This is a genomic window from Ornithinibacillus sp. FSL M8-0202, from assembly GCF_037975285.1.
GTDB classification, from domain to species: Bacteria; Bacillota; Bacilli; order Bacillales; family Amphibacillaceae; genus Ornithinibacillus; species Ornithinibacillus massiliensis.
In genome coordinates, this window is record NZ_CP150248.1 from 1,746,449 (window position 1) to 1,769,527 (window position 23,079).

Annotated in this window: 21 protein-coding genes and 2 other annotated features; all 21 genes read right to left on the reverse strand. The window is 38.5% G+C overall.

All coding sequences use genetic code 11. The annotated features are described in order from the left end of the window. Entirely contained in the window at positions 1–420 is a 420-nt protein-coding gene (gene rpsL, locus MKY78_RS09140) for a 30S ribosomal protein S12 (protein WP_186871253.1), read from the reverse strand. A gap of 135 nt (positions 421–555) precedes the next feature. Beyond that, a complete protein-coding gene (locus MKY78_RS09145; RefSeq protein ID WP_186871252.1) occupies positions 556–807 on the reverse strand; it encodes a 50S ribosomal protein L7ae-like protein in 252 nt (83 codons plus the stop codon). Positions 808–1,098: 291 nt separating this feature from the next. Beyond that, positions 1,099–4,704 (reverse strand): DNA-directed RNA polymerase subunit beta', encoded by a 3,606-nt coding sequence (gene rpoC / locus MKY78_RS09150; RefSeq protein ID WP_339217509.1) that lies wholly within the window; start codon positions 4,702–4,704, stop codon positions 1,099–1,101. A gap of 93 nt (positions 4,705–4,797) precedes the next feature. Next, positions 4,798–8,334, reverse strand: coding sequence for a DNA-directed RNA polymerase subunit beta (gene rpoB / locus MKY78_RS09155; protein WP_186871250.1), 3,537 nt, complete (start codon positions 8,332–8,334; stop codon positions 4,798–4,800). A gap of 455 nt (positions 8,335–8,789) precedes the next feature. Next, positions 8,790–9,392: a class I SAM-dependent methyltransferase gene (locus MKY78_RS09160; protein ID WP_339217510.1), complete on the reverse strand. Its 603-nt coding sequence runs from the start codon at positions 9,390–9,392 to the stop codon at positions 8,790–8,792. A 99-nt stretch (positions 9,393–9,491) separates the two neighbouring features. Next, positions 9,492–9,857 (reverse strand): 50S ribosomal protein L7/L12, encoded by a 366-nt coding sequence (rplL, locus tag MKY78_RS09165; protein WP_186871248.1) that lies wholly within the window; start codon positions 9,855–9,857, stop codon positions 9,492–9,494. 67 nt (positions 9,858–9,924) lie between these two features. Then, entirely contained in the window at positions 9,925–10,425 is a 501-nt protein-coding gene (gene rplJ, locus MKY78_RS09170; RefSeq protein WP_186871247.1) for a 50S ribosomal protein L10, read from the reverse strand. 43 nt (positions 10,426–10,468) lie between these two features. Beyond that, positions 10,469–10,597, reverse strand: a sequence feature (ribosomal protein L10 leader region). 47 nt (positions 10,598–10,644) lie between these two features. Then, positions 10,645–11,337, reverse strand: coding sequence for a 50S ribosomal protein L1 (rplA, locus tag MKY78_RS09175; RefSeq protein WP_186871246.1), 693 nt, complete (start codon positions 11,335–11,337; stop codon positions 10,645–10,647). 176 nt (positions 11,338–11,513) lie between these two features. Next, complete coding sequence (rplK, locus tag MKY78_RS09180; protein ID WP_010095790.1) at positions 11,514–11,939, reverse strand: 50S ribosomal protein L11; 426 nt, start codon at positions 11,937–11,939, stop codon at positions 11,514–11,516. A 273-nt stretch (positions 11,940–12,212) separates the two neighbouring features. Beyond that, positions 12,213–12,746 (reverse strand): transcription termination/antitermination protein NusG, encoded by a 534-nt coding sequence (gene nusG / locus MKY78_RS09185; RefSeq protein WP_186871245.1) that lies wholly within the window; start codon positions 12,744–12,746, stop codon positions 12,213–12,215. Positions 12,747–12,890: 144 nt separating this feature from the next. After that, positions 12,891–13,064 (reverse strand): preprotein translocase subunit SecE, encoded by a 174-nt coding sequence (gene secE, locus MKY78_RS09190; RefSeq protein ID WP_186871244.1) that lies wholly within the window; start codon positions 13,062–13,064, stop codon positions 12,891–12,893. A 56-nt stretch (positions 13,065–13,120) separates the two neighbouring features. Then, positions 13,121–13,270 carry a 50S ribosomal protein L33 gene (rpmG, locus tag MKY78_RS09195; protein WP_186871243.1) on the reverse strand — a complete coding sequence of 50 codons (150 nt, stop codon included), beginning with the start codon at positions 13,268–13,270 and terminating at the stop codon, positions 13,121–13,123. A 72-nt stretch (positions 13,271–13,342) separates the two neighbouring features. Beyond that, entirely contained in the window at positions 13,343–13,993 is a 651-nt protein-coding gene (gene sigH, locus MKY78_RS09200) for an RNA polymerase sporulation sigma factor SigH (protein ID WP_186871242.1), read from the reverse strand. Positions 13,994–14,226: 233 nt separating this feature from the next. Then, complete coding sequence (locus MKY78_RS09205) at positions 14,227–14,736, reverse strand: NYN domain-containing protein (protein ID WP_186871241.1); 510 nt, start codon at positions 14,734–14,736, stop codon at positions 14,227–14,229. A gap of 3 nt (positions 14,737–14,739) precedes the next feature. Beyond that, positions 14,740–15,483 carry a 23S rRNA (guanosine(2251)-2'-O)-methyltransferase RlmB gene (gene rlmB, locus MKY78_RS09210; protein WP_186871240.1) on the reverse strand — a complete coding sequence of 248 codons (744 nt, stop codon included), beginning with the start codon at positions 15,481–15,483 and terminating at the stop codon, positions 14,740–14,742. Then, positions 15,484–15,882: a Mini-ribonuclease 3 gene (locus MKY78_RS09215; RefSeq protein WP_186871239.1), complete on the reverse strand. Its 399-nt coding sequence runs from the start codon at positions 15,880–15,882 to the stop codon at positions 15,484–15,486. A 3-nt stretch (positions 15,883–15,885) separates the two neighbouring features. Beyond that, positions 15,886–17,286, reverse strand: coding sequence for a cysteine--tRNA ligase (cysS, locus tag MKY78_RS09220; protein ID WP_339217513.1), 1,401 nt, complete (start codon positions 17,284–17,286; stop codon positions 15,886–15,888). Between the two features lie 3 nt (positions 17,287–17,289). After that, on the reverse strand, positions 17,290–17,934 hold the full coding sequence (gene cysE / locus MKY78_RS09225; RefSeq protein WP_339217515.1) for a serine O-acetyltransferase: 645 nt from the start codon (positions 17,932–17,934) through the stop codon (positions 17,290–17,292). Positions 17,935–17,996: 62 nt separating this feature from the next. Next, positions 17,997–18,218 (reverse strand) — a binding site (T-box leader). A 248-nt stretch (positions 18,219–18,466) separates the two neighbouring features. After that, on the reverse strand, positions 18,467–19,936 hold the full coding sequence (gene gltX / locus MKY78_RS09230; RefSeq protein ID WP_339217516.1) for a glutamate--tRNA ligase: 1,470 nt from the start codon (positions 19,934–19,936) through the stop codon (positions 18,467–18,469). A gap of 127 nt (positions 19,937–20,063) precedes the next feature. Then, on the reverse strand, positions 20,064–21,158 hold the full coding sequence (locus MKY78_RS09235; RefSeq protein ID WP_186871235.1) for a PIN/TRAM domain-containing protein: 1,095 nt from the start codon (positions 21,156–21,158) through the stop codon (positions 20,064–20,066). A 273-nt stretch (positions 21,159–21,431) separates the two neighbouring features. Next, positions 21,432–22,805, reverse strand: a complete 1,374-nt coding sequence (gene radA, locus MKY78_RS09240; RefSeq protein ID WP_339217518.1) for a DNA repair protein RadA — start codon at positions 22,803–22,805, stop codon at positions 21,432–21,434. Positions 22,806–23,079 lie beyond the last annotated feature (274 nt).

The following is a 23,079-nucleotide window of genomic DNA, read 5'->3' on the forward strand; positions in this document are numbered from 1 at the left end:
TTATTTTTTCTCTTTAGGGCGTTTTGTACCGTATTTAGAACGACCTTGCATACGACCGTCTACTCCAGCAGTATCAAGTGCTCCACGAACGATGTGATAACGTACCCCCGGTAAGTCTTTTACACGTCCACCACGGATTAAAACTACACTGTGCTCCTGTAGGTTATGACCAATACCAGGAATGTATGCAGTTACCTCCATGTTGTTTGATAAACGAACACGAGCATATTTACGTAAAGCTGAGTTCGGTTTTTTAGGAGTTAGTGTACCAACACGAGTACATACGCCACGTTTTTGTGGAGAGTTTTCATCAGTTAGAGACTTTTTGAAACTGTTGTACCCTTTGTTAAGTGCTGGTGAGTTAGATTTCTTAGGTTTGCTTACGCGACCTTTGCGGACAAGTTGGTTAATTGTAGGCATTATGTTGTCCTCCCTTCTTTTCTTTGGTTAGTAATTAGCTAGTTTATACCGTTTTGTAATTCCACACATCCAGGCGGTTCATCTTAAGGTAAAAAACAAAGCTTTCGCAAGAGTGCCTCTTGCCAAAACCACTTTCTACTTTTTAATTGCAACCGCTGATGCGCCGACATCTATTCCACATGCGGTTCCTAGCTTTTTCTTGGAATCAACACGTTGACATGGAATGTCTAGTGTTTTTGCTAATTCTTCTACTTTTTGTGTAACGAACCGATCAGCATCTTCGGCTATATACACTTGTTTCACTTGGCCATTTTTCATAGCTTTAAGTGTTTGCTTCACACCAATAATCGTTTGTGACTTTACTTGCAGTACTTTTTCATAAGACATGGTATATCCTCCAAAGTTACAAGTATAAATCGGAAGCACCTTGAATATAGTATCATTCTCGTTTTTTAATGTCAACTAGAATTCTAATATTTTTTGTTGCTTCCTTGATATTTTTTTCTTTATTAGATCAAATAAGATGTGAAGTCACACCTGTGGTCCGAATACACTTTCTTTCTACGTGGCTTTATCTTGTGAGAATTCCCATAGTAGATTCCATGAATTCGGACCGTTTAGTGCGACTAATTAATTTGACTGATAACTAGCACTTTTACAGTTACATAGTCAATTAAGTTATTGAACTGGTTGTTCTAATTCTTCTTCTGTTTCTTCTTGTTCTACTGCTGGTAGTTGAATTTTGCGATAGCGTTGCATACCTGTTCCAGCCGGTACTAGCTTACCGATAATGACGTTTTCTTTAAGTCCTAGTAATTCATCACGTTTACCCTTAATTGCTGCGTCAGTAAGTACTCTAGTTGTTTCTTGGAATGATGCAGCTGATAAGAATGAATCCGTTTCTAGGGAAGCTTTTGTAATACCTAGTAATACCGGTCTACCTACAGCAGGCTGGTTACCTTCAAGTAATACTTTGCGGTTCGCTTCTTTGAATTGATGTAACTCAAGTAACGATCCAGGTAATACATCAGTATCTCCAGCATCAAGTACACGAACTTTACGTAGCATTTGACGTACCATTACCTCAACGTGCTTGTCGCCAATTTCTACACCTTGCATACGGTATACACGCTGCACTTCACGTAGTAAGTAGTCTTGAACGCCAGCTACTCCTTGAACACGAATCAGTTCTTTAGGATCCACTGAACCTTCTGTTAGTTCTTGACCAGCAATCACTTGGTCTCCAACAGATACTTTTAAGCGCGCATTGTATGGTACAGCATAAGAACGTTGTTCCACATCACCTTGTATCACAATTTCTTGTTTGTCTTTCACTTCGTGAATTTCTAGTACAGTACCGTGAACTTCACTGATGATCGCTTGCCCTTTCGGATTACGCGCTTCAAACAACTCTTGGATACGAGGTAGACCTTGAGTGATATCGTCTCCTGCTACCCCACCTGTATGGAAAGTACGCATCGTTAACTGTGTTCCTGGCTCACCAATAGATTGTGCTGCAATAATACCAACTGCTTCGCCAACTTCTACTTCTGAACCAGTCGCTAAGTTGCGACCATAACATTTCTTACATACGCCGTGTTTTGTATTACATGTAAACACGGTACGGATTGTTACTTGTTCAATTCCTGCTTCAACGATTTGTTTCGCCTGATCTTCAGAAATCACTGTATCGTATTTCACAATGACTTCTTTTGTTTCAGGATGAACCACTTCTTCGAACGCAGTACGTCCTACTAAACGGTCAAATAATGGCTCGATTACTTCATTTCCATCCATTAATGCTGTTACTGGTAATCCACGGTCGGTTCCACAATCTGTTTCACGAACGATAACGTCCTGTGCCACATCAACAAGACGACGTGTTAGGTAACCAGAGTCCGCTGTCTTCAGTGCTGTATCGGCTAGACCTTTACGCGCACCGTGCGTAGAAATAAAGTACTCTAATACCGTTAAACCTTCACGGAAACTAGATTTGATCGGTAACTCGATGATTCGTCCTGCTGGGTTAGCCATTAGTCCACGCATACCTGCTAACTGTGTAAAGTTAGATGCGTTACCACGGGCACCAGAGTCACTCATCATGAAGATCGGGTTACGATTATCTAGAGACTGCATTAGTTTATTTTGAATCGTATCTTTTGCTTGCGTCCAAACAGCGATAACACGATCATAACGCTCTTCTTCTGTGATTAAACCACGACGGAATTGCTTCATGACGTTATCTACTTTCTTCTGCGCTTCAATTAAGATTTCTTCTTTTTCAGGTAATACGACGATATCAGAAATACCAACTGTCATACCTGCAGTGGTAGACATACTAAATCCAAGATCCTTCATACGGTCAAGCATTTTAGATGTTTCTGTAATCTTAAATCGCTTGAACACTTCCGCAATAATATCACCTAAGAAGCCTTTCTTAAACGGCTTGATGATTTCGCGTTTTTGAATCTCTTCTTTAATATTTGTTCCTTTATCAACAAAGTACATTTCCGGAGTACGTTCCTCAAGATTTGTCTTAGTTGGTTCATTAATGTAAGGGAACGAATCTGGTAATATTTCGTTGAAAATTAATTTACCTACTGTTGTAAGTAATAGTTGGTTATTTTGTTCTTCTGTGAATGTTTTGTTGTTTAAGCTAGATGCTTGAACAGCAACACGAGTATGCAAATGAACATAACCATTTTGATATGCGATTCTAGCTTCATCTACACCCGTAAATACAGTACCTTCTCCAACTGCACCTTCACGTTCTAACGTTAGATAATAGTTACCTAATACCATATCCTGTGATGGTGTTACAACTGGTTTACCGTCTTTCGGGTTAAGAATATTCTGCGCTGCTAGCATTAGAAGACGTGCTTCTGCTTGTGCTTCTGCAGATAGCGGTACGTGAACAGCCATTTGGTCCCCATCAAAGTCAGCGTTATATGCTGTACATACTAATGGGTGTAGGCGGATAGCACGACCTTCTACTAATGTAGGTTCGAATGCTTGAATACCTAGTCTGTGAAGTGTAGGGGCACGGTTAAGTAATACCGGATGCTCCTTAATCACATCTTCTAAAACGCCCCAAACATCTGGGTGAACGCGCTCAATTTTACGTTTTGCAGATTTGATGTTATGCGCAATTCCACGCTCAACAAGTTCCTTCATAATGAACGGCTTGAATAACTCTAAAGCCATTTCTTTTGGTAATCCACATTGGTACATTTTTAAGTTTGGACCTACTACGATAACAGAACGTCCAGAGTAGTCTACACGTTTACCTAGTAAGTTTTGACGGAAACGACCTTGCTTACCTTTAAGCATATGGGATAGAGATTTCAATGGACGGTTTCCTGGTCCTGTAACCGGACGACCACGACGACCGTTATCAATTAAAGCATCTACTGCCTCTTGTAACATACGCTTTTCGTTTTGAACGATAATGCTAGGCGCACCTAAATCTAATAGACGTTTTAAACGATTGTTACGGTTAATTACACGACGATATAAATCGTTTAAGTCAGATGTAGCAAAACGACCACCATCTAACTGTACCATTGGTCTAATTTCTGGTGGGATAACCGGAAGAACATCTAAAATCATCCAAGAAGTCTCATTACCAGAATTACGAAATGCCTCTAGCACTTCTAAACGTTTAATTGCTCTCGTTCTACGTTGACCTTGAGCTGTTTTTAGTTCCTCTTTTAGCGCATCTACTTCTTTATCAAGGTCAATATCTTGAAGAAGTTTACGGATTGCTTCAGCACCCATTTGTGCTTTAAAGGCACTACCGTATTTTTCGTAATATGCACGAAATTCTTTTTCTGAAAGAAGTTGTTTCTTTTCTAAAGGTGTATTACCTGGATCTGTCACAATATATGCAGCAAAATAAATTACTTCTTCTAATGCACGTGGTGACATATCTAATACAAGACCCATACGACTAGGGATTCCTTTGAAATACCAAATGTGTGAAACAGGAGCTGCTAATTCAATATGCCCCATGCGTTCACGGCGTACTTTTGATTTGGTTACTTCAACACCACACCGATCACATACAACACCTTTGTAGCGCACTCTTTTATATTTTCCACAATGACATTCCCAGTCCTTTTGTGGTCCAAAGATACGTTCACAGAATAAACCATCTTTTTCTGGCTTTAGTGTACGGTAGTTAATTGTCTCTGGCTTTTTAACCTCACCATACGACCAAGAACGAATCTTTTCTGGTGAAGCTAAACCTATCTTCATAAATTCAAAATTATTTACATCTAACAAGGGTATACCTCCCTTTTTAATGTCCGTTTTCCAATGGATTTACTTACGAATGAGCTATGGGGGAAAGACAATAAAGTCAATTCCCCACCAACATTAATTTTCTTCAACTTCTAAATTAAGCTTACTAGCTGCCTGTGTTTCTTCTTCTTCTAAGTCACGCATTTCTATTTCAGATTCGTCTCCAGCTAAGATTTTTACGTCTAAACCAAGACTCTGTAGCTCTTTAATTAATACTTTAAATGATTCTGGAACTCCTGGTTCAGGTACGTTATCGCCTTTAACGATTGCTTCATACGTTTTCACACGTCCAACAACGTCATCCGATTTCACGGTTAGAATTTCTTGTAACGTGTATGCAGCACCATATGCTTCTAGTGCCCATACCTCCATCTCACCGAAACGTTGTCCACCAAACTGTGCTTTACCACCAAGCGGCTGCTGTGTAACAAGCGAGTATGGACCAGTTGAACGAGCGTGTAATTTATCATCAACCATGTGCGCTAGTTTAATCATATACATGACACCAACAGATACACGATTATCAAATGGTACTCCAGTTCTTCCATCATAAAGAATCGTTTTCGCATCACGTGGCATACCAGCTTCTTCTAATGTATCCCAAACGTCTTGCTCTGTCGCCCCATCAAATACCGGTGTAGCAACATGGATACCTAGCTGTCTAGCAGCCATACCTAGATGTAATTCAAACACCTGTCCGATGTTCATACGCGATGGTACCCCTAATGGGTTAAGCATGATATCGACCGGTGTACCATCAGGTAAGAATGGCATATCTTCCTCCGGTAAAATACGGGAAATAACCCCTTTGTTACCGTGACGTCCTGCCATTTTATCCCCTTCATGGATTTTACGTTTTTGTACAATGTAAACACGTACTAATTCATTAACGCCTGGTGGTAGTTCATCACCATCTTCACGATTGAAGACTTTGACGTCTAATACAATACCGCCAGCACCATGTGGTACACGTAAAGATGTATCGCGTACTTCACGAGCCTTTTCACCGAAGATTGCGTGTAATAAACGCTCTTCCGCTGAAAGTTCAGTAACCCCTTTTGGTGTTACTTTACCTACTAGAATATCACCGTCTGAAACCTCTGCACCGATACGAATAATCCCTTGTTCGTTAAGATTCTTCAGTGCTTCTTCCCCTACATTCGGGATATCGCGAGTGATTTCTTCTGGTCCAAGCTTCGTGTCACGCGCTTCAGATTCATACTCTTCAATATGGATCGAAGTATATACATCATCTTTTACAAGACGCTCACTCATGATGATTGCATCCTCGTAGTTGTAACCTTCCCATGTCATGAACGCTACTAATACGTTACGTCCAAGTGCAAGCTCACCTTTTTCCATGGAAGGTCCATCCGCAAGTACCTCACCTTTTGTAACACGATCACCCTCTGTTACATTCGGGCGTTGATTTATACAAGTACCTTGGTTAGAACGAATAAACTTCTGAAGCTTATAGCGATCTAAATCACCTTTTACTTCTTTACCATCCACCACAGATACACGACGTACTAAAATTTCTTTTGCTTCTACTCGTTCTACAATACCATCATTCTTACAGATGATTGCTGCTCCAGAGTCTTTACCAGATACATACTCCATTCCAGTACCTACAATTGGAGCTTCTGGATTTAATAATGGAACCGCCTGACGTTGCATGTTCGCTCCCATTAGTGCACGGTTGGAGTCATCGTTTTCTAAGAATGGAATACATGCTGTCGCAGCCGATACTACCTGCTTCGGTGAAACGTCCATGTAATCTATCTTTTCACGAGCAACAACTGTATTTTCACCACGGAAACGTGCTACTACTTCTTCATCAGCGAATGTTCCATCTTCATTTAATCTAGCATTTGCTTGGGCAACTACATAATTATCCTCTTCATCTGCTGTTAAATAATCAATTTGGCTTGTAACTCTACCAGTATCCGGATCAACCCGACGATATGGCGTTTCAATAAATCCAAATTTATTCACTTTCGCATAGGAAGATAATGAGTTAATTAACCCAATGTTCGGCCCCTCTGGAGTTTCAATCGGACACATACGACCATAGTGGGAATAGTGAACGTCACGCACTTCAAAACCAGCACGTTCACGAGTTAAACCACCAGGTCCTAGAGCTGACAGACGACGTTTATGTGTTAATTCAGCTAACGGGTTAGTCTGATCCATAAACTGTGATAACTGTGAGCTTCCGAAGAACTCTTTAATAGACGCAATAACCGGACGGATGTTGATTAATTGTTGTGGTGTTACACTAGATGTATCTTGAATAGACATACGTTCACGAACCACACGCTCCATACGGGATAAACCAATACGGAACTGGTTTTGTAGTAATTCACCAACAGAACGAAGTCTACGGTTACCTAAATGGTCAATATCATCTGTGTCACCAACTTGGTGTAGTAAGTTAAAGAAATAGCTAATCGATGCTAATATATCAGCCGGTGTAATATGTTTCACACTCGTATCGATATTTGCATTACCAATTAGATTAAGCACTCTTTCACCACTTGGGTCTGTTGGATCAACAATCTTAATAGATTGAATTCGAATCGGATCCTCTAATACACCATCATGTGGCTCTAGAATTTGTTCACCAAGAACAACATCTTTTTTCTCGATATATGGAATGATTTTATCTAACAATCTACGTTCGACCTTATCTCCTGCTTCTGCAAGAACTTCACCAGTATCCATATCAACAATAGGCTCAGCCAATACTTGATTGAATAAACGATTTTTCAGATGAAGTTTCTTGTTGATCTTGTAACGTCCAACATGCGCAAGGTCATAACGTTTAGGATCAAAGAAACGTGAAATTAATAAGCTTTTCGCATTTTCTACAGTAGGTGGTTCACCCGGACGCAGGCGCTCGTAAATTTCTAATAGCGCTTTTTCAGTCGTTTCGGTATTATCCTTTTCTAGCGTATTGATCAGATACTCGTTTTCACCGATTAAATCGATAATCTCTTGATCAGAACCAAAACCAAGCGCACGTAATAGTACGGTAATTGGCAATTTACGTGTACGATCAATACGTACATAAGCGACGTCTTTAGCATCTGTTTCAAATTCTAACCATGCACCGCGGTTTGGAATAACAGTTGCCGCAACACCACGCTTACCGTTTTTATCCATTTTTTCATTAAAATAGACACTAGGTGAACGTACAAGCTGCGAAACAATTACACGTTCAGCTCCATTGATAATGAACGTACCAGTATCTGTCATGAGAGGGAAGTCTCCCATAAAGACTTCTTGCTCTTTCACTTCGCCGGTTTCGTTATTAATCAATCGAACCTTTACACGAAGTGGAGCATTATAAGTAACATCTCTTTCTTTTGATTCATCTACAGGGTATTTCGGCTCACCTAAGCTATAATCAACAAACTCAAGTGATAGGTTACCTGTAAAATCCTCAATCGGAGAAATGTCCTGGAACATTTCTCTCAAACCTTCTTCCATAAACCATTGATATGAAGCGGTTTGGATTTCGATTAGATTCGGCAATTCTAATACTTCACTGATGCGCGCATAACTTCTACGTTGGCGGTGCCGTCCATACTGAACTAGTTGACCTGTCAACTGCTTCACCTCTCAAATCATGCATATTTTATTTGCGAGCAGAGCTCACATGTAAATAACAACTATATTGTTAGTAAACAATTGTTTCTTGTTAATGCTTTCTTAGTTGGAGAAACAATTGCTTAAAAACGAAAAAAACTACTAATAGGATTTATGTACAAGTAACAAACCAAAGTGAATCAACAGCGGACGTTGATTCTACTTATAAGGTAAAACTATTACTTGCCATCCCTAAAAATATGGGGTATGATTTTAAAATAGAAAAGCATAATAAGTTGTACATTCATCTGAAACAATTCCACAAAAGCGAAAAATAGATAGAACGCTCATAATTCGATTCTATCATTGTTTCCTAAACTTGATGAATTATACACTTTCCTCTTTCAAAAAAATTCTCTTGACAAAATAATCCCATATTAGCATTTTATTATATTATCATAGTCCTTCTATCGAAGTCAATCATTTATTGACCGCAAAATAAAATAACCTTTACTCTTTGCTATCGTTTCACAATTTCCGAATAAAGATTCTAATTTTTGTATAGCAGAAGGAGCACCTTGCTTTTTCTGAATCACAACCCAAAGTTCGCCACCTTCAAGCAAACTTTCTCTACTACCTTCAAACATCCCATGCACAACCGATTTCCCGGCTCGAATAGGTGGATTAGTTAATATAGCAGCAAACTTTCGATTGTCTAATCCCAAAAATCTATCACTGAGAACAAATTCTACATTCGATACTCCATTTTGCTCCGCATTGGATGCAGCTAATGTTAACGCGCGTTCATTAACATCGGCCATAACAACCTTACGCTCTAGCAATTCATTTGCAATAGAAATCCCTATCGGCCCATAACCACACCCTAAATCCAGTATATCCCCGGGAATTTCAGGCGGAGTAAATGTTTCTATTAATAACCTCGATCCAAAATCTACTTCATTCTTAGAAAACACACCGACATCACTTGTAAATTTATATTCTTTTCCTCTCAGTCTGTAATTCCAATGTTTGGGTGAACTTTTTGATTGGGGTTTTTGTGAAAAGTAATGCTCAGACATTTGGGCACCTACTTTACTTTTATGTAATATAAGGAAGATTCTGTGTAAATGTAGAGCCCGTCGAATAGTTACGACGAGCTCATGTTCATTGAATTATAATTATTTAACTTCTACAGAAGCGCCTGCTTCTTCAAGTTTAGCTTTAACTTCTTCAGCTTCATCTTTAGAAACGCCTTCTTTAACAGCTTTAGGAGCGTTATCTACTAAATCTTTAGCGTCTTTTAAGCCAAGACCAGTGATTTCACGAACCGCTTTAACAACTTTAATTTTAGAAGCACCAGCATCAGCAAGTACTACGTCAAATTCAGTTTTTTCTTCAGCAGCTCCACCAGCAGCAGCTCCACCAGCTACAGCAACAGGTGCAGCAGCAGTTACTCCAAATTCTTCTTCAATAGCTTTTACAAGATCGTTAAGATCTAGTACAGACATTTCTTTAATAGCATCGATAATTTGCTCTTTAGTCATTTTTATTTCCTCCTGATTTTTAATGTTTTTTTAATATCCTAAGACAATTGGTTGATTCACAATCAACTTACGCGCCTTGTTCTTCTTTTTGTTCTGCAACAGCTTTTGTAACATAAGCAAAGTTGCGCATAGGTGCTTGTAGTACGCTGAGTAGCATAGATACCATACCTTCGTAGTTCGGTAGATCTGCAAGCTCCTTGATTTGATCAAGCGTTACGATTTTGCCATCTAAGACACCTGCTTTAATTTCTAAAGCTTCGTGCTCTTTAGCAAAATTGCTAAGGATCTTCGCTGGAGCAACTACATCATCTTTACTAAAAGCAATAGCAGTTGGTCCAACTAAAACTTCATTTAATTCAGCTAATTCAGCTGCTTCAGCTGCACGACGAGACATTGTGTTTTTGTACACTTTGAACTCAACACCAGCATCACGAAGTTGCTTACGAAGTTCAGTAACCTCTGCAACGTCAAGACCACGATAATCAACTAAAACTGTTGATTGGCTTTCACGGAATTTATCAGCGATTTCTTGTACGATTTGTTGTTTCTTTTCCATTACTTTTGACATTGTTCCACCTCCCGTTAGTTTCGTCCATCATACCGTTATAGGTTTCACTATTAAAAGAGCCCCCATATAGACATGGAGGCTCGAATAAACAAAGTTTAACTTGTTTCAAACACCTCGGCAGGATATTAAGCTTTTCAGCACCTACTGTCTACGGTACAACGTATTCAATTCATCACAAATTACAGTATACCGAATCGAGGATTAAAAGTCAATTACCAATTAACGGTAGTTAGAAACGTCTACTCTGATTCCAGGTCCCATTGTTGAAGTAATTGCAACATTCTTCATGTAAACCCCTTTAGCAGCTTGAGGTTTTACTTTTACAATTGTTTCAACAAGAGCTTCGAAGTTTTCAACAAGCTTTTGGTTGTCGAAAGAAATTTTTCCGATAGGAACGTGGATATTAGATTGCTTATCTACACGATATTCAACCTTACCAGCTTTAATTTCTTTGATTGCTTTTTCTACTTCGAATGTAACAGTACCAGTTTTAGGATTTGGCATTAAGCCTTTAGGTCCTAGAACTCTACCTAATTTACCAACTTCAGCCATCATGTCTGGAGTCGCAACAATCACATCAAACTCAAACCAACCTTGGTTGATTTTGTTGATTAGATCTTGATCTCCAACATAATCTGCTCCAGCCGCTTCTGCTTCTTTCACTTTGTCACCTTTAGCGAATACTAGTACACGTTGTGTTTTACCAGTACCGTTTGGTAACACCATAGCACCACGGATTTGTTGGTCAGCTTTCTTAGGGTCAACCCCTAGACGGAAAGCAACTTCTACAGTTTCATCAAATTTAGCTTTCGCTGTTTCTTTTAATAAAGCAACAGCTTCGTTTATATCATAAGATTTAGAACGATCAATTAGCTTTGCAGCTTCTTGATATCTTTTACCTCTTTTAGCCATTATTTATTTCCTCCTCTAATGTGGTAATAGCGGTAGTACCTCCCACTTATAGAAGCAGCGCTTGCTTCTATAAAGCTTACGATACAATCTATTAGTTATAGATTGATTTCATGAAAAAGGGTTGCGCGAAACGGAAGACCATTACCGCAACCTCTAGTAGTAACATTTATAGAGTATTAGTCTTCGATTACAATACCCATGCTACGTGCAGTTCCTTCAACCATACGCATAGCCGCTTCAACATCAGCTGCGTTTAAATCAGGCATTTTAGTTTCTGCAATTTCTCTTACTTTATCACGTTTTAAAGTAGCGACCTTTGTTTTGTTAGGTTCACCAGATCCTGACTCTAATCCAGCTGCTTTTTTAAGTAATACTGCAGCAGGTGGAGTTTTCGTAATAAATGTAAATGAACGGTCTTCAAATACAGTGATTTCAACCGGAATAATTAAACCAGCTTGATCTTGCGTACGTGCGTTGAATTCCTTACAGAATCCCATGATATTTACACCAGCTTGACCTAGTGCAGGTCCCACCGGTGGAGCTGGATTCGCTTTACCAGCTGGAATTTGCAATTTAACTAATTTGATTACTTTTTTAGCCACGAGACACACCTCCTTAAAGTCCGTGATGTGGTAATTGGGGATTTTCCCCTCCCACTCAGGTTTTCATTCCCTCCTAGGGCATGAATAACAAAAGAATTTTAGCATGTATTCCGAAAAAATGCAAGTGCCTTCTGAAAAGTTTAGCATATTCCTTTGGTTCGAATCACGACCATGACCACGATCTATAGACAGGAAAAATTCCTGATACACACCATATACCGCAAGTATTTATTACTATTTTTTTGCGATTTCTATTACGTTTCTATATAAAACTTATATTTTCTCAATTTGCGAGAAATCTAGCTCAACCGGGGTTTCTCTTCCGAACATGTTAACATGTACTTTTATTTTTTGCTTGTCCATGTCGATGTGTTCAATAGAACCAGTGAAGTTCGAGAACGGTCCATCTGTTACGCGAACGTTTTCTTTCAGCTCAAAGTCAACTTGAACAACCGGCTCTGCCATGCCCATTCTTTTTAGAATTGCTTCTGCTTCTCCTGGCATGAGTGGGGTTGGCTTCGTACCTCCACCACTTGATCCGATAAAGCCTGTCACACCTGGCGTGTTACGTACCACATACCAAGAATCATCCGTCATTATCATTTCAGCTAATACATAACCTGGAAATACCTTCTTTTTCAAGACTTTCTTTTTGCCATTTTTTATTTCCGTTTCTTCCTCTTCTGGAACAATGACACGAAAGATTTTATCTTCCATTCCCATCGTTTCGACACGCTTTTCTAAGTTAGCCTTTACTTTGTTTTCATATCCTGAGTACGTATGAACAACATACCAATTTTTCTCCATTTATTTAGGACAATTACGTTGCCCTTCCCTCCCTTTATAGGTGAATTTATATCAAAAAACAACATATTAAAAAAACCCGCAAATTTCGGGTTTTTTTAGAAACTTCCTTAATCTATTTTTCATTATAGCATATTTGTAGGAAAATTATTCAAAAAATAAGTTCAATACTTGTGAAATACCTAAATCAACAACACCAAAGAATAGTGCCATAAAGATAACCGTAGTGATAACAACGATCGTATAGCTTGTTAATTCCTTACCTTTTGGCCAACTAACCTTTTTCATTTCTTTAGATACGTTACCTAGAAACTTAAACATGCTTGTACCCTCCCCAAACTTAGGCCTTGAAGATGCGTAAAAATGAATTTATAAATTTATTTTGTTTCGCGATGCAATGTATGTTGCCCACATGTTTTACAATATTTGCGCACTTCCATGCGTGAAGCTTGTGTGGATACATTCTTACTAGTAGTATAGTTTCTGCTAGAACAAATTGCACACGCTAAAGTAATTTTTTTCGTCATGATTTCACCCCGTATTTCGGGATATTTCCTCACTTAAATGTAGCATGGTTGACAGACTGTGTCAACGTCGCCCTATTGACCCACTTCGTTTGCTTCCATCAGCTGCTCCAGTTTACGCTTAACTCGTTGTAGTGCATTATCAATTGATTTAACATGTCGGTTAAGATCGGCTGATATTTCCTGATAGGTCCGTCCTTCCAAGTACAATTGAAGAACCCCTCTCTCAAATTCACTAAGTAATTCGGAAAGCTTTACTTCCATATCACCAAACTTCTCTTGGTTAACGAGTAACTCCTGTGGGTCTATCGCCGTTGATCCTGCTATTACATCAAGTAATGTCCTGTCCGACTCTTCATCATATATAGGCTTGTCCAATGACACATATGAATTAAGTGGAATATGCTTTTGTCGAGTGGCTGTTTTGATCGCGGTAATTATTTGCCTAGTAATACACAATTCAGCAAACGCTTTAAATGACGTTAATTTATCCTCATTATAATCGCGAATTGCTTTATAAAGGCCAATCATCCCTTCTTGGATAATATCTTCTTTATCCGCTCCAATTAGAAAATACGTTCTAGCTTTTGCCCGGACAAAGTTCTTATATTTATGTATTAAATAATCTAATGCCTGATTGTCTCCTTGATGAATTAACTCTAAAATTTCATCATCATCAAGCGTAACTAATTTGTCGTTGTCTTTGATTAATTGCTTGATGTTCATCCGGAAAGCCCCCTTGACAAATTGTCAATCATTAAAAATATTATACAGTAAGCGATTTAATAACTCAATAGCTATAATTTTCAAACGTTTTACCGCTTTAATGTTTGCTCCGATTAGTTATGCGACAAATGAAAAATATAGCTAACCCCTCGATTAAACAATCCTATCCCAATAGCTAGAACCGCTTCGTTTACTTACTACTCTCTTATAACGAAAAAGAGGGAAATGCACAGTTACATTTTCCCTCTTCTCCATTTTTCAAACTTCTCTAATATGTCATCATTTAATGGGATCTTCGACTTTGGTCTTGCCTTCATATGCTCTGACACACTATGCGAGATTTCCCGATTCATATTCTCGAGCTCTACCTTTAATTCTCTAGCTGATTTCCTAAGTGCACCTTGTCCGAAAATCATTCGCTGTTCCTCATAATCAGATGTTGCAACATAGATTTGTGTTCTTACATTTTTTACTTTTTTAACTAACCGCTCGATACATTCGTCAGCTGTTTCCTTCTCTTTTGTATAAATGATTTCTACCTTGTATTGCTTAAGCTTACTCTCAATTCCACGAACATAGTAGGCATCAAATACAATAATCACACGGGATCCAGAATAAGCTTGGTATTCTGCCATTAACTCAATTAACCGATCTCGAGCTTGGCTTAGGTCTTTCTGTTTTAACTGCTTTAGCTCATCCCAATCACCGATAATGTTATAGCCGTCTACTATTAATACAACCATGAACTACTCACCGACAGGATACCTTTTACGGTACACCTCATATAACAATAAGCTACACGCGACAGAAGCATTAAGAGAAGAAACGTTTCCCTTCATCGGGAGACTTACTGTCCAATCACACTTTTCACGTACTAGTCGACTCATCCCTTTTCCTTCGTTCCCTATCACTAATGCAATCGGAAGCGTCCCGTCCAATTTTCGATAATCCTCCGTTGCTTCCGCTTCTGTACCAACAACCCACACATTTTCTCGCTTCAATTCTTCAATTGTGTTCGCAATATTGGTCACACGGACTACAGGGATATGCTCTAGAGCACCTGCTGCTGTCTTCGCTACTGTTGCGGTTAGACCAACAGACCGTCGCTTCGGAATGATGACACCGTGTGCTCCAGTAGCATCTGCTGTTCGCAATATGGATCCTAAATTATGAGGGTCTTCTAATTCATCTAAAATAATAAAAAACGGCTCTTCGTTTCTTTCCTTGGCCTTTCTAAACAATTCATCCAGTGATGCATACTGATAGGAAGCTACATAAGCGACAACCCCCTGGTGGTTTCCATCTGTTATGTGATCTAGCTTCGATTTGGGAACCTTTTGTACAATAGTCCCCGCTTGTTTGCCGAGCTGAATAATCTTTCCTTGTGTATTAGCATTTAATTGATCTGAAATAAGCACTTTATTCACGGATCTTCCTGAATTTAGTGCTTCTATTACTGGGTTTTTACCAATAATCATTTCTTGATCCATTTAGCCATTCCTCCTTTCTATTTGTTCAATCGCTAAATTTATTAAATCCTGTAACCTTGTCTCATTTTTAGATAAGTAATGAAACCCAATTAACGCCTCAAACGCCGTAGAATAACGATAGGTGACAACATCGGTGTTTTTAGGAACGGAGCCGGATTTTGCATTTCTCCCTCTTGCAACAATCCGCTCCTCCTCACTCGTTAAAATCCCTTGCTCTAACCAATCCCGTAAAACAAAGCTTTGCGCTTTGGCCGATACAAAGGTAATAGCCTTCTGATGTAGTTGATTAGGCTTCACGGTTCCTTTTGCTAATAAATGCTCGCGAACAAATACTTCATAGATTGCATCGCCCATATAGGCAAGGGCTAAGCTTTTCATCTGTTTAATGTCAGTTCCCATTCACTAGCCCCTTTTCCAACGAACCCCTTGTGGTGTATCTTCTAAAATAATATTTTTTTCTTTTAATAAATCACGAATTTCATCTGCTCGAGCGAAATTACGCGTTTTTCTTGCTTCATTTCTCTCCTCAATCAGCGCTTCAATTTCCTCATCCAATAAAGCTGTCTCACTTTCAACGGTTACTCCTAAAATTTCTAAGAACGCTTTTATTCTCTCTTGAAATAGGTCGATTACATGTGGTGATGTATGGTCTTGATTTAAATAAACATTTGCTTCTTTTGTTAAATCAAATAGAACAGAAATTGCATTTGCTGTGTTAAAGTCATCATCCATCTCTGCTTCAAACCGCGATGTTAAAACAGCGATTTTATCTACCCATTCTTGCTGGTTTGTATCAAGATTAGTACTTGATGGTTTCCGGTGCTCCAAATTATGATACGAGGTGATAACGCGTTCCAAACTATTTTTGGCTGATTCTAATAGTTCACTTGAGAAATTGATAGGATTTCTATAGTGAACACTTAACATAAAGAAACGAATCACATTAGCATCATGCTGTTCCAATAAGTCTCTTGTTAACACAAAATTACCTAGTGATTTAGACATTTTCTCGTTATTAATATTAATATATCCATTATGCATCCAATAGTTTGCAAATGTTTTCCCGTTATTTGCCTCTGATTGGGCAATTTCGTTTTCGTGGTGTGGGAATGTTAGATCCTGTCCTCCAGCATGAATATCAATCGTCTCGCCAAGATATTTCTTCGCCATCGCGGAGCATTCAATATGCCAGCCAGGACGGCCCTTGCCCCATGGAGAATCCCAAGAAATTTCCCCCTCCTTAGCACTTTTCCACAACGCAAAGTCAAGAGGGTCATCTTTTTTCTCCCCGATTTGGATTCTAGCTCCAGATCGTAATTCATCGATTGACTGATGAGAAAGCTTGCCATAGCCTTCAAAAGCCCTCGGTTTAAAATAAACATCCCCCTCCGCTTCATAAGCAAAGCCTTTATCTACTAAGTCTTTAATAAAATCAATTATCTCTTGCATCGTATTGGTAACTCGTGGATTATGAGTTGCCTTTTTAACTCCTAATTTACTTACATCTTCTAAATAAGCATCAATATACTTATTAGAAACCGCAAACACATCTTCCCCTAGTTCATTTGCCCTTTTAATAATTTTATCGTCCACATCGGTAAAATTGAGAACATAGTCAACATGATAGCCCTTATATTCCAAATATCTTCTTACGGTATCAAATACAATTGCTGGTCTTGCGTTTCCAATATGAATGTAGTTGTATACAGTAGGTCCACATACATACATACGGACCTTGCCTTCCTCTATTGGCTTAAACTCTTGTTTTTCACGCGTTAGTGTATTATAGATTGAAATCGACATATCCTATTTCCCTTCCTTTAGTTTAGCAATTTCCACTTTTAATAATTCAATTTCCTTTTGAAGACTTGAACATTGTTCCTCAACCGGATCAGGTAATTTATGATGGTCTAAGCGCCTAAGCTTCTTCCCGTCTTGAATGACTACTTTACCCGGAATCCCTACTACCGTTGAATTATCAGGAACATCCTTGAGCACAACAGACCCTGCGCCTATTTTGGCATTCTCTCCAATCGTAATTGACCCTAATACCTTAGCCCCAGATGCAATTAATGCATTATCTTTAATCGTTGGATGCCTCTTCCCTTTTTCTTTCCCTGTACCACCTAACGTTACACCTTGAAAGATGGTTACATTGTCGCCAATTTCACAGGTTTCTCCAATTACAACACCCATTCCGTGATCAATGAAAAGCCTGCGCCCAATTTTAGCCCCTGGATGTATTTCTATCCCGGTAAAAAAGCGACTAATCTGTGATATAGTACGTGCAATAAAGTATAGCTTTCGTTTATAGAACGCATGTGCAATACGATGGGACCAAACAGCATGTAAACCAGAATAAGTTAAAAATACTTCAAAATATGTTCGAGCTGCTGGATCTTGTTCGAATACAACATCCATATCTTCCTTCATTCGCCTAAATAACCCCATAAAAAATCCCCCTTGAAAAGGATACATGTTTTTTCAAAATAAAAAGCGTCCCTGTGTAAAAACACAGAGACGCTTTTAGCGCGGTTCCACTCTGTTTGGAGGTGTTTGTTTATACCCCCCCAACTCATACTCTTATAACGGTAGAGTACCGCCGTTATGTACTAATTCCTTCCATAACGGACTCAAAGGAGCACTTCATAGATAGCGATTAAAATCACTCCCAGCCATGGTGATTCTCTCTGTGTAATCTACTAGCTATTACTTTCCCTTATCAACGTTCTTTATTTATTGTATTAATACTATATTATAGATTAGTAAAAATGTGAATCACTTCGCTCCAGTATTTTGAAAAAGCGAATGACGATCATCGGGTCCCGAATATACTTCCTTTTCTAAAGTATGCTAGTGCACGCCTCTTGCTACGACGACTAAAGCTTCGGAAGCGGACCAAGCTCTTTTAATAAGAACTGGTCAGAAGCTATAAGAATAATAAGTACCGACATCCTAAGCTACATAATCCAAACCCCGTTCATTAAGCTCCTATATCTTTTAACAATTTATCTAAGCGTTCAACGATTAATTCTTTACCTAATAATTCAATTGCGAGCGGTAGCTCTGGGCCATGGGTTTGTCCTGTTGTCGCAACACGGATTGGCATGAATAGTTTTTTACCACGGTGTCCGGTTTCTTTTTGCGTTGCTTTAATTTGATCTTTAATTGTATCTTTATTGAATTCTTCTAAATGGATTAGCTTATCCGTAAACACTTGTAATACTTCTGGTACTTGTTCTTCTGCTAATACATTCTTCGCTTCTTCATCGTAAGCTATTTCTTTATTGAAGAACATCTCTGTAAGTTCTACGATTTCTTGACCGTACCGCAATTGTTCCCGGTATAATCCAATCACTTTTTCCGCCCATTCTTTTGTTTCCTCATCCATATCAGCTGAAAGTCTTCCCGCTTCAATCAAATGAGGCATGGCTAGTTCAATTACCTTATCTAAATCTGATGCTTTAATATATTCGTTGTTCATCCACTTTAATTTTTGTACATCAAAGATAGCTGGAGAAGTGGATAGTCTTTCTGGATTAAAGATTTCAATAAGCTTTTCTTTTGCGAAAATCTCTTCTTCCCCAACAGGAGACCATCCTAATAGTGTAATAAAGTTAAACAAAGCTTCTGGTAAGTAACCAAGATTTTTATACTGTTCAATGAACTGAATAATATGTGAATCACGTTTACTTAACTTCTTACGGTCCTCATTTAAAATTAATGTCATATGACCAAATGTTGGTGCTTCCCAACCAAATGCCTCATAGATCATCAATTGTTTTGGTGTATTTGAGATATGCTCTTCACCACGCAGAACATGTGTAATATTCATTAGATGGTCATCAATCGCAACTGCAAAGTTATACGTTGGAACACCATTTTTCTTCACGATAACCCAGTCACCGAAATCACTAGATTCAAACTTAATTGTACCACGTACCATGTCCTCAAATGTATAGGTTACATTATCAGGAACTCGGAAACGAATACTTGGTTTTCTACCTTCTGCTTCATATGCAGCTATTTGTTCTGGTGTTAGGTTACGATGCTTGCCGCCATATTTAGGTGCTTGGCTATTGGCGATTTGCTCTTCACGTTCTTGCTCCAGTTCTTCTTCTGTCATGTAGCATTTATATGCTAGTCCTCTTTCTAGCAATTCATTAACATACTGATTATAAATATCAAGGCGTTCCATTTGGCGGTAAGGTCCGTAATTTCCACCGACATCCGCACCTTCATCCCATTCCACGCCTAACCACTTAAGGAATTTAAGTTGGCTTTCTTCTCCTCCTTCTACGTTACGCTTTTCATCGGTATCCTCAATCCGAATGATAAACTTCCCATCGAAATGCTTCGCATATAAATAGTTAAATAAAGCTGTACGAGCATTTCCGATATGTAAATGGCCAGTTGGACTTGGCGCATAACGCACACGAACTTCTTTTGTCATAATAGTCTCTACCTTCTTTTCTATATTTATATAATAGTCATTCCTATAACATTATAACAAAAAGTGATAACACTGACTGTTATCACTTTTAATTTATTGTCAATCTTCAATATAAGTTATACCTTTTTTATAATGCTTTTTCAAGTAATTTTGGCTTTGCAAAAATCATGCGTCCGGCAGAGGTTTGTAAGACACTAGTTATTAGTACTTCAATCGTTTTACCGATGTAATTTCTACCTTCTTCCACAACAATCATCGTACCGTCGTCTAAATATGCAATTCCTTGATTTTGCTCTTTACCATCCTTAATCACTTGAACCATTAATTCTTCTCCAGGTAATACAACTGGTTTTACAGCGTTCGCAAGGTCATTAATATTCAACACCGATACACCTTGCAAATCACATACTTTATTTAGATTAAAATCATTGGTAACTACAATACCATCCATTACTTTGGCTAATTTAATTAATTTACTATCTACTTCCTGTATCTCTTCAAAATCACCCTCGTAGATTTCTACTTTAATAGGTAATTCCTTTTGAATACGATTCAAGACGTCTAGGCCTCTTCGACCGCGATTTCTTTTCAGGACATCTGAAGAATCTGCAATATGTTGCAGTTCACCTAACACAAATTGTGGGATAACAATTGTCCCTTCGATAAAGCTTGTTTGGCAAATATCTGCAATACGCCCATCAATAATCACACTTGTATCTAATATCTTCGGTCTCGGTTCATTACTATCTAGTTGATCTAGATCAGTAGAACCCTTCTTCTTATCCTTGCGATTAATACTTAACAGATTAATTAATTCATCACGTCTACGGAAACCGACCTGAAATCCAAAATAACCTAGAAGTATGGTAATAAATAACGGGATGACCTTCGATACAAATTCAATGTTGATTTCCTGAATTGGCAAATTGATTAAAAATGCCGTTACTAAACCAATAATTAGCCCGAGACTACCAAATAGTAAATCACCAATCGGTATCTTTACTAATCCCTCTTCAATCCACCTTAAGAAATCTACAATATAATCCGTAACCAGATAGGAAATAACAAATAATATAATTGCGCCTAATACAGCACCTAAATACGGTGATTCCAACCATGCTAAACTGTTAAAATCTAATAGCCTAATAACATATGGTATATATAAATACCCAATGGTACCCCCTGAAATAATAAAGAACAAATGAACAATCTTTTTCAGCACCACCGTCACCTCCTAACCATTATTATTACCTATTAACCTAAAATAATAACCATTAATTTTTAATAAACTTCGCTTTCTTCCGTTATTTAAGCCGAATTATTTCGTTCCGGATACGGAAAAATCCAGAACTACCATCTATCAATTTAGAGTAGTACTTCACCATAATAGCATAGCTTCAAAAAACAATCAAATTGGCAAAACATTAAATTTTATCACACTAAATTAACCAAGTCAATCAAAATTCGACAAAATTCTACTGGTTTTTTAAATCTATTATCTTGGCACCCCTATATCTAGTGCTTCTTGAATCGTTCGGACACCAATAACTTGAATATCCTTTGGAACAGTCCATCCTTCTAGATTGTTTTGTGGACAGATGACTCGTTTAAAGCCAAGCTTTGCTGCCTCTTGAACGCGTTGCTCTATTCTCGATACCCTTCTTATTTCTCCAGTTAATCCAACTTCACCTATGAAGATATCATCCGGCCTCGTCGAAATATCTCTAAAACTAGATGCAATACTAACCGCCGTTGCCAAATCTATCGCTGGTTCGTCTAACTTTACTCCGCCCGCTACCTTTATATAGGCATCCTGATTTTGTAGCATTAATCCGACTCGCTTCTCTAAAACCGCCATTAGTAATGATACGCGATTGTGATCAATACCAGTTGCCATTCTTCTTGGATTACCGAAGCTAGATGGGGATACTAAGGCCTGAATTTCCACTAATACAGGTCTTGTCCCTTCCATCGACGCTACAACTGTCGAACCGGCAGTACCTTGTGACCGCTCCTCGAGGAATATCTCAGAAGGGTTCAACACTTCTCGTAAGCCCTCTTCCTTCATTTCAAAAATACCCATTTCATTCGTGCTACCGAAACGATTCTTTACACCACGTAAAATTCGGTATGTGTGATGTCTTTCTCCTTCAAAATAAAGCACGGTATCTACCATATGCTCTAATAACCTCGGACCAGCAATTGCTCCTTCTTTCGTTACATGTCCTACGATAAAAATAGGTATACCACTCGTTTTAGCAATTCGCATTAATTCACTTGTACATTCTCTAACCTGGGATACACTTCCAGGTGCACTAGTTACCTCTTCACGATAGATGGTTTGTATGGAATCAATAATGACGAGTGATGGTTTTAACTGATCGATATGGTTCGTTATCGTTAGTAAATTCGTTTCAGAAAGTACATAAAGTAAGTCTGAGCTTACACCTAACCGATCTGCACGAAGCTTCGTTTGTCTAGTAGATTCCTCACCAGATATATATAAAACTGGCAGCTGCTTCTCGGCAAGCTGTGATGAGACTTGTAATAGGAGTGTTGACTTTCCAATACCCGGGTCACCACCGATTAGTACTAATGATCCAGGTACAACACCACCGCCAAGCACACGGTTTAACTCGTTTAATTTTGTTGTAATTCGTGGCTCATCCTGTGACTCAATAGATGTTATTTTTTCTGGTTTACTACCAGAGCTAGAAATGCCACTAAATGTATGTCTTGATTGTTTACCTGTAATTTCGGTTTCCTCTACAAAGCTATTCCAATTATTACAACCTGGGCATTTGCCCAACCATTTTGCAGTTTCATATCCACATTCCTGGCAAACAAATTTAGTCTTTCTTTTTGCCAATCATATCATTCCTTTCGGATACCTCTATTATATACGTTTAACGCGGTATTAAGGTTACAGAAATCTATCAATTTAGTATTATTTTTCCTTAAGTTTGCCACATATTCTTCATAAATTAGGGTTTCATTAACATTGTTTTACTAACAGAACACATCGCTCTATACACTATATCCGCTATAAAACTGCCAATTTATAGACGCCCTACAATTATAACTAGCATCGTACCATACCTTTCTGAGGAAGAAAAAAGCTAGAAGGTGAAATCCTCCTAGCT